This window comes from Novosphingobium sp. AP12, from assembly GCF_000281975.1.
Lineage (GTDB): Bacteria > Pseudomonadota > Alphaproteobacteria > Sphingomonadales > Sphingomonadaceae > Novosphingobium.
Genome location: NZ_AKKE01000180.1, coordinates 1 through 6,786 on the forward strand (window position 1 = coordinate 1; position 6,786 = coordinate 6,786).

Annotated in this window: 7 protein-coding genes; 4 read left to right on the forward strand and 3 right to left on the reverse strand. The window is 68.3% G+C overall.

Annotated elements, in window-relative coordinates; all coding sequences use genetic code 11:
* A partial coding sequence (locus PMI02_RS25520) for an ATP-dependent DNA helicase (RefSeq protein ID WP_007688547.1) occupies positions 1-2,262 on the reverse strand: 2,262 nt, incomplete at its 3' end.
* Between the two features lie 150 nt (positions 2,263-2,412).
* Between PMI02_RS25520 and PMI02_RS25525 the strand changes: the two genes are divergently transcribed.
* The 4 genes from PMI02_RS25525 to PMI02_RS25540 all read left to right on the forward strand — a co-directional run bounded on the left by PMI02_RS25525 (position 2,413) and on the right by PMI02_RS25540 (position 5,686).
* Positions 2,413-3,180 carry a PadR family transcriptional regulator gene (locus PMI02_RS25525; protein WP_007688549.1) on the forward strand — a complete coding sequence of 256 codons (768 nt, stop codon included), beginning with the start codon at positions 2,413-2,415 and terminating at the stop codon, positions 3,178-3,180.
* Positions 3,177-3,470: a DUF2218 domain-containing protein gene (locus tag PMI02_RS25530; RefSeq protein ID WP_007688551.1), complete on the forward strand. Its 294-nt coding sequence runs from the start codon at positions 3,177-3,179 to the stop codon at positions 3,468-3,470. Before PMI02_RS25525 ends, PMI02_RS25530 begins: the two co-directional genes overlap by 4 nt.
* Before the next feature lie 93 nt (positions 3,471-3,563).
* Positions 3,564-5,165, forward strand: coding sequence for a lysine--tRNA ligase (locus tag PMI02_RS25535; RefSeq protein WP_007688553.1), 1,602 nt, complete (start codon positions 3,564-3,566; stop codon positions 5,163-5,165).
* Positions 5,165-5,686 carry a DUF1003 domain-containing protein gene (locus tag PMI02_RS25540; RefSeq protein ID WP_007688555.1) on the forward strand — a complete coding sequence of 174 codons (522 nt, stop codon included), beginning with the start codon at positions 5,165-5,167 and terminating at the stop codon, positions 5,684-5,686. The genes PMI02_RS25535 and PMI02_RS25540 overlap by 1 nt, the downstream gene beginning before the upstream one ends.
* Before the next feature lie 6 nt (positions 5,687-5,692).
* On the opposite strand, the gene PMI02_RS25545 is transcribed toward PMI02_RS25540, so the two are convergent.
* Together PMI02_RS25545 and PMI02_RS25550 are read right to left on the reverse strand one after the other, a co-directional pair.
* Positions 5,693-6,358, reverse strand: a complete 666-nt coding sequence (locus PMI02_RS25545; RefSeq protein WP_007688556.1) for a 2OG-Fe(II) oxygenase — start codon at positions 6,356-6,358, stop codon at positions 5,693-5,695.
* Between the two features lie 133 nt (positions 6,359-6,491).
* A partial coding sequence (locus PMI02_RS25550) for an RcnB family protein (RefSeq protein ID WP_007688558.1) occupies positions 6,492-6,786 on the reverse strand: 295 nt, incomplete at its 5' end.

Consider the following 6,786-nt stretch of genomic DNA (forward strand, 5'->3'; position numbering starts at 1 on the left):
CAGGCCGCCCCGCGGGAGCCGGTCGGCAATGCGGCCGTGGACCGCGCGCAGACGGCGGATGGCAGTGAACAGGCCGAGCGCGCCGCCGCCCGATGCCTCGATCAGCCGGCCATAGGCGGCGGCGAGGGAAGGGATGTCTCCCTTGGGTACGTCGGTGACGATCAGCACCTCGGCCTGCGCGGCGTAGTCGAACGGGCTCTGGTGGGTGGAGAGGCGCGGCGCGACGTCGATCTGCGCGGCGCCCGAGCGAGCCACGGCCTTGGTCCAGTCCTCCCCGTCGCGCAGGGTGGCCGAGGTGAGCACGACGCCGTGCGCCGGTTCGAGCACGACCTTGGCGAAAGGCTTCATCGGGTCGAGCCAGCGGCGGTGGATGCCGATGTCGAACTCGCGCGAATCGGAGCGGTCGACCGCCAGCCAGTCGACGAACTGGGGATCGGCGGCGCCGCCGAGGCGGTTCAGCAGCGATTCCCACGCAGCCAGCGTATCGACGCGCCAGGTGAGCGAGTGGCGCGCGCCCTCGATGCGGGCGCGGCCGGGGCCGTCGAGCCAGTCAGGCGGTTCCTCCAGCAGCGCCTCCAGCCGCATGCCGAGGCGGATGAGGGGCTGGCGCAGTTCGGCCAGCGCCATGCGGGCGGCCTGCGAGATTTCGACGAAAGCGCCTTCGAGGCCCGCCGCCTCGGTCTCCAGCGCGTAGCCGGCGTCCTGCCCGCCGCTCTCGTCGCGGGCGTAGACAGTGGCGCGCACGGCGGCGAGCAGTTCCTCGAGCGGACCGGAGGCGGCGTTCTCGGCGATGCGCTGGAGCCAGCCGTCGCCGGGGAGCGCCTCGGCGGCGGCGCGGGCGGCGGTGATCGCCTTGCCGCCGGCCTCGTCGTAGCTGGCGATGTCGGCAAGGCGCGCGGCGAGGCCCCGGCGCCGGCCCTTGGAGGCTTTCTCGGGACCGATCACCCAGCGGCGCAGCTCGATCGCCTCGGCGCCGGTGAGGGCGGCGGCGAAAGTCGAGTCGGCGGCGTCGAAGACGTGGTGGCCTTCGTCGAAGACGATGCGGGTGGGGCGCGAGGCAGGGTCGCGGCCGCGCGCGGCGTTGACCATGACGAGCGCATGGTTGCCGATCACCAGGTCGGCGCCGACGCTGGCGCGGGTGGCGCGCTCGATGAAGCATTTGCGGTAGTGCGGGCAGCCTGCGTAGACGCACTCGCCGCGCCGGTCGGTGAGCGCGGCGATGCCGCGCTGGCGGAACAGGGTGCCGAGCCAGCCGGGCAGGTCGCCGCCGATCATGTCGCCGTCGCGGGTGTAGGCGGCCCAGCGCGCCACCAGTTGCGCGAGGATCGCGGCGCGGCCAGAGAAGCCCCCCTGCAGCGCGTCCTCGAGGTTGAGCAGGCACAGGTAGTTCTCGCGGCCCTTGCGCACCACGACGGGGCGGGTGCCGTCGGCGCGGCGCTCGGGCCAGGCGCGGCGGCTTTCGTGGCGGAGCTGGCGTTGCAGGGCCTTGGTATAGGTCGATACCCAGACAGTGCCGCCCGACTGCTCGGTCCACAGCGAGGTGGGCGCGAGATAGCCCAGCGTCTTGCCGATGCCGGTGCCGGCCTGTGCGAGCAGGACGTGCGGCCGTCCCGAACGCTCACGCGGGGCGAAGGCGTGGGCGGCTTCGGCGGCATAGGCGCGCTGGCCGGGGCGCTGCTCGGCGGTGGAACCGGTGAGGTGGGCGAGGCGGGCCAGCACGTCGGCCTCGCCCAGCACGACCTGCCGGGGCTGCGCGGGCTCGGGGCTTTCCTCCCACTCGGGCAGGCGAGTGAAAAGCCAGCGCTCGGCCTGGTGGGGCCGGGCAATGCGCGGGGTGAGCAGGGTGGCCCAGGGCCAGCGCATGCGGATCAGCGACTGGAGGGAGGTCCAGGCGCCCTCGCGCTCGGGCCAGGTGGGGCTCTCGCACATCTCCAGCAGGGCGCCGGCGGCTTCCTGCAGCAGCCGGGGCACGTCGGGGTCGCCCGCAGGCTCCGCGAGGCCTAGCGCATGCGCGAGGCCCTTTGGCGTGGGCACCACGAAGCGCGCGGGATGTACGAAGGCGTAGAGTTCGAGCAGGTCGAGGCCAGAGAGGTCCGGGTAGCCTAGTCGCGTCGCCAGCAGGGGGGCGTTGAGGATCAGCTGCGGGGTATCCGCCGCCGCCATCACCGCCTCGCCCTTGGAGATCGTGCGCGGGCCACTGCTCTCGCGCAGCCAGCAGCCGCCGTGGCTGGCGTGGAGCGCGGGAAGGGACAGGGCGACCATGACGCGTCCGTCTTAGGCATGCCGATCGGGATTGGAAACGGCGGGCCGAGCGATGCGCACGCAAAAATTACGAAGAGTTACACTTTTCAGCCTTGTTTTGGATTGTTCTAGATATATCTTAGAGCCATCATGCAAGACAGGAAAACCCAGATGAGAAACATGAACAACGACGAGCGCGGCCACGGGCGCGGTTGCAGGGGCGGTCACTTTGGCCACGGCCATGATCGTCATGCCAGGCGCGACGCGGTGATGACCGCGGCCATGGAGGGCGTGGAGGAAGTCCGCACGATGCTCGGTCGGCGCAGCCGCCACGGAATGGAGCGCGGTCACTTCGGCTCGGGTCCGTTCGGGGCTGGCTTCGGAGGCGGTTTCGGTCGAGGCTTCGGCGAAGGCTTCCCCGATGGTCCTCGCGGCGGTGGTGGCGGCGGTCGTGGCCCGGGTGGCGGACGGCGCAAGCGCCTGTTCGACCAGTCCGAACTCCAGACCCTGCTGCTCGCGCTGATCGCCGAGAGCCCGCGCCACGGCTACGACCTGATCCGCGAGATCGAGGCGCTTTCGGGCGGCGACTATGCGCCCAGCCCCGGCGTGGTCTACCCCGCGCTCACCTACATGGAGGAGTCGGGCCTGATCGCTCCGGTGGCCGAAGAGACGGTCCGCAAGGCCTTCGACGTCACCGACGAAGGACGTGCCAAGGTCGAGGCCCATGCCGAAAAGGCCGCCGAACTGAAGGAGCGTCTGACCGCTCTGGCCGCCCGCCGCGACAAGGTCGATCCTGCTCCGGTACGCCGCGCGTTCCATGCGCTGAAGACTTCCGTGTTCGACCGCCTGTCGCAGGACGGCGCCGACCGCGACCTCATCCTCAAGGTGGCCGACATCATCGACGAGGCAACCCGCAAGATCGAAAGGATCGAGCCTTGAACACGATCGAAGCCACGGTGAAGACCGACAGCGGCGGCAAGTACGTGCGCCAGCTGTGCAAGCACTGGAGCCACAAGCTGGAGACTCAGGTGGAGGGGGATACCGGCACGGTCACCTTCCCCACCGCCGTCGCCACCATGGCGGCGGACGAGACCGGCATCGCCATTGCCATCACCGGCGAGGACCGTGCGGAGGTCGAGAAGCTGACCGGCGTTGTGGCGAACCATATCGACCGCTTCGCCTTCCGCGAGGCGCCGCTGACATACGAGTGGTCCTGGCGGGAAGCCTGAGCACCGACCGCGCTGTCCCCGGCATGACCGGGGACGGCGTCCATCCACCACTCCACACTTGCGAAAATCGCGCTTTTCGCCAAAGAGCGCGGCATGACCGAAAATGCCCTGATCGAAGCCGCCCGCGTGTCCAAGGCCTGGCCCTTCCAGGAGGCCCAGAAGCTTCTCAAGCGCTATCCCAGCGGCAAACCGGGCGGCGAGCCGGTGCTGTTCGAGACCGGCTACGGTCCCTCGGGCCTGCCGCATATCGGGACGTTCCAGGAAGTCCTGCGCACCACGCTGGTCCGCCGCGCCTACGAGGCGCTGACGGGCGGCGCGCCGACGCGCCTGGTCGCCTTCTCGGACGACATGGACGGCTTGCGCAAGGTGCCCGAGAACATCCCTAACGCGGACCTGCTCACGGCCAACCTCGGCAAGCCGCTCAGCCGCATTCCCGATCCCTTCGGCACGCACGAGAGTTTCGCGCACCACAACAACGCGATGCTGCGCGAATTCCTCGACCGGTTCGGCTTCGACTACGAATTCGTCTCGGCGAGCGACCGCTACAATTCGGGCGGCTTCGACGGCGCGCTGACGTGGGTGCTGGAGCGTAACCAGGCGATCCTCGACATCATGCTGCCGACGCTGCGCGAGGAGCGCCGCAAGACGTATTCTCCGGTCCTGCCGGTCTCGCCCAGTAGCGGCGTGGTGCTGCAGGTGCCGCTCGAGGTGCTGGACGCCGCCACCGGCATGATCCGTTTCACCGACGAGGACGGCACCGTCGTCGAGCAGTCGGCGTTCGGCGGACAGGCCAAGCTGCAGTGGAAGGTCGACTGGGCGATGCGCTGGTACGCGCTCGGCGTCGACTACGAGATGTGCGGCAAGGACCTGACCGACTCGGTGACTCAGTCGGGCAAGATCGTGCAGGTTCTTGGCGGCAGGCGCCCCGAAGGGCTGATCTACGAACTGTTCCTCGACGAGAACGGCGAGAAGATCTCCAAGTCCAAGGGCAACGGCCTGACCATCGAGCAGTGGCTGACCTACGGCACCGAGGAATCGCTCGGCTTCTATCTGTTCCGCGAGCCCAAGAGCGCGAAGCAGCTGCACGTCGGCGTGATCCCCAAGGCGGTCGACGAATACTGGCAGTTCCGCGGCAACCTCGAGGGCCAGGCGCTCGACAAGCAGCTCGGCAACCCGGTGTGGCACCTGCTGCGCACCAACGGCGAGAAGAGCGGCGCGGGCGATACCGTGCCGGTCACGTTCTCGCTGCTGCTCAACCTCGTGGGCGTGCTCGGCGCGGACGCGACGCCGGAGCAGGTCTGGTCGTACCTCGGCAACTACGTGGCCGATGCGACGCCAGAGGCGCATCCCGCGCTTGCCGACATGGTCCGCGCCGCGCTCGCCACCAACCGCGACTTCATCGCACCGACCCTCAAGCGCCGCGCGCCTTCCCCCACCGAGGCCGAAGCGTTGAAGGCGCTCGACGCGCAGCTTGAAGCTGCCGGGCCTGACGCGACGGCGGAGGAACTGCAGAACATGGTCTACGAGATCGGCAAGGACGAGGCTTATGGCTTCGAGACCCTGCGCGACTGGTTTAAGGCGCTCTACGAAACGCTGCTGGGCAGCCCGCAGGGCCCGCGCATGGGCAGCTTCATCGCGCTTTACGGCGTGCCCGAGACGCGCAAGCTGATCGCCGAGGCACTGGGCGCCGCCTGATGAACGGCGTCCCGCGCACGGCCGGTGAACTCTGCGAGGAACTCCTCGGACGCAAGCTCAGCGAGGTCGATGCGGAGGAGCGCCGCGTGCTCGAACGCATCGCGTCGGGTACACTGGTAGGCCCGGATGCTCAGGAAGAGGCGGCGCTTCATGCCACTTTCCCGGACCGGCTGGCCGACAAGGTCGCGGCAGTCGGCGGTTCCTGGGGCTTCATCATCGGCTTCGGCGTGGTGCTGTTCGGCTGGATGCTCATCAACAGCGAGGTTCTGAAGGTATTCGGGCTGCATCCCTTCGATGCCTACCCGTACATATTCCTCAACCTGATGCTTTCGACCCTGGCGGCGATCCAGGCGCCGGTCATCATGATGAGCCAGAACCGGCAGTCCGACAAGGACCGCATCGCCGCGCGCCACGACTATGAAGTAAACCTGCGCACGCAGCTCGAGATCATCCGGCTCCACAAGCGCATGGACCACCTGTTCGAACACCTCGTCCACCGCGACGCCGCAAAGGACAGCTGACGGCCTTCATCGCCAGTTGCGCGTGCGAAACCACTTGGTAACGACGTACTTGACGCCCCGCACCACCGGCCGGGCGGCGTGCATCGTCCAGGGGTTGGGCGTGCCGTCGGTCAGGGCGTTGTTCCAGAGCAGCAGGGCACCCGCGCGCGGCGGAATGGTCAGCGCGACGCGGGTGAAGTCGGTCGTGCCGCCTTCCTCGACGGCGTTGAGATAGAGCATGGCGGTCCAGCTGCGCTGCCCGCCGCAGCGCCTTTCATCGCTCCAGTAACTGGAGCCGGTGTCGAACCAGTCGCAGTGCTCGTGGAAGAACTGCCCGCATCGATAGCGTTGGCCCTGCGCGGCTTCGCCCCAGCCAAGCGCGATGCCGGTCACTGCCGAAATCCGCACATCGAGGCGCTGGACGCTCTCGTCCATGGCGTCGAGATCGCCGGAATAGCTGGTGCGGTAGTCCGGCCAGTCGGCGCCGTCGATGAGGCTCGAGGGGCAAGCGACCGCATCGATCAGCGAGATCAGCCGGGTGCACTCGGGCATCGTCAGGAAGTCGTCGATCACGTAGAGTTCAGCCCGATCCTCGGGCAGGCGCCGCGCCGACGGATCGCCGGCCAGGCGCTCGCGCACCGTGGCGCCGATCCTGGCGAGGGCCTTGCGGTCAGGGTGCGCGGACGCTGTCATCTGTGTGACAGAGTACCCGTACGCGCGCGCAGATCAATTGGCAGGTTTTCGGGACCTCGACGAAACCGGTGGTAAAGAAAAACCCCGGGTTCCAGCGAACCCGGGGCCTCTCGTTTCCTGCGTTTTCGGCAGATTACCAGAAGAAGTCGTAGATAACGTCGACCACCTGGCCGCTGTAGATGTCGACCAGCATCACGTCGTCGTAATACCGGACCCAGCGATAGGGACCGTAGACCGCGGGCAGGCGGTACTGCCACGGGTCGTTGATCCAGTAGCGGTTGCCGTAGAACATCGATCCCAGCGAGAAACCGATACCGACACGGCGGTACGAGTAGTTCTGGTAAGGCGCGTAGTAACGGCCGATCCGGTAGGTGGAGCGGTTGCGGTCGCGGTAACCCTGCCAGTCGTAGCGGCTGTCGCGCCGCCAG